The sequence below is a fragment of the Bartonella sp. AA86SXKL genome, assembly GCF_042196885.1.
Genome location: NZ_JBHIRE010000145.1, coordinates 1 through 1,060, shown reverse-complemented (window position 1 = coordinate 1,060; position 1,060 = coordinate 1). Strand labels below are relative to the sequence as shown.

Here is a 1,060-nt window from a genome sequence, read left to right as displayed (position 1 = left end):
AGAGCGTGGTTCTTTGAGAAAATCTTGGTTGGCCTTCTTGGCTTTTTAATGATTTGTGCTGTTATTGTCTTTTGTATCGGTGGTTTTGTTGTCCAAATGTTTGCACAGGTTGCACTTGTGATGATTATAGGTCTTGGACCTCTTTTCATTAGCCTCTATTTGTTCAATGCAACCAGAAAATTTACCGATGCGTGGATTACAACGCTGGTCAATTTTACCATTTTGCAAGTTCTAGTGATCATGCTTGGGACGATTATGTGCAAAATTATTCTGTTTGTTCTCAATGGAACATATGAGTCAATCTATTTTTTGTTTCCCCCTGTCGTCGTTATCTCCATAGTAGGCGCTATTCTTTTCCGTGCGCTTCCTGGCATTGCCTCTGCACTCTCCAGTGGAGGTCCATACTTTAACGCTGGTATATCTTCAGGAGGACAGATTTTCACGATGCTCTCCAGCGGCGCTAAAACGGGAAGAAACGCGGCAAAAAGTGCAGCATCAACACTTTATGGTGCAGGAGGAACCGCAACCAAAGCGGCAAAAATAGGAGGGAATGGTCGTGGTCGATTTTAATGACAGACACCTCCTAAAAGAACCCTAGTTCTTATCTTCACGGTGTGTGCGCTGTTATGCGCACACACCGTGTATATTGCATGAAACAGTTGATACCACCGTTTCACAAGACCAATCAAAATGTTTCATGGTGCATTTTGTAAGATGTATTCAGAACAAGATCCCCCATGCACTCCCTATGAGTTCATGCGTTGTATTTAAAAGTATCTATGAGTTTAAAAAAATGAAACAAAAAATAACTTTTGTTATGATCCTGATAATTGCCCTTACAGGCTGCGCCTCTCTTACTGGCCCCAAAAAACCACCAAGATGTAATGGCAAAGTTACCCGCGCTTTAAATAGAGACAAATGGGATTGGGACAATAAAAACCTCATCCTACAAGAAAAAAATGTAAAGCCTGTCAGGACTCCTATCATCCTCAACACGCTGGAAAACGAAAAAGCAACAGCGACCGTGACGTTGAAGGAAAATTCATTGAATTCCATAACT

2 protein-coding genes are annotated in these 1,060 nt (G+C 41.5%); both read left to right on the top strand.

The annotated features are described in order from the left end of the window. Positions 1 to 570 (top strand): type IV secretion system protein (locus ACFIO5_RS10605; protein WP_375705381.1); only part of this gene is annotated, 570 nt, incomplete at its 5' end. A gap of 223 nt (positions 571 to 793) precedes the next feature. Then, positions 794 to 1,060, top strand: a 267-nt coding sequence (locus tag ACFIO5_RS10600; protein ID WP_375705380.1) for a type IV secretion system protein VirB7, incomplete at its 3' end; no start/stop codon positions are given.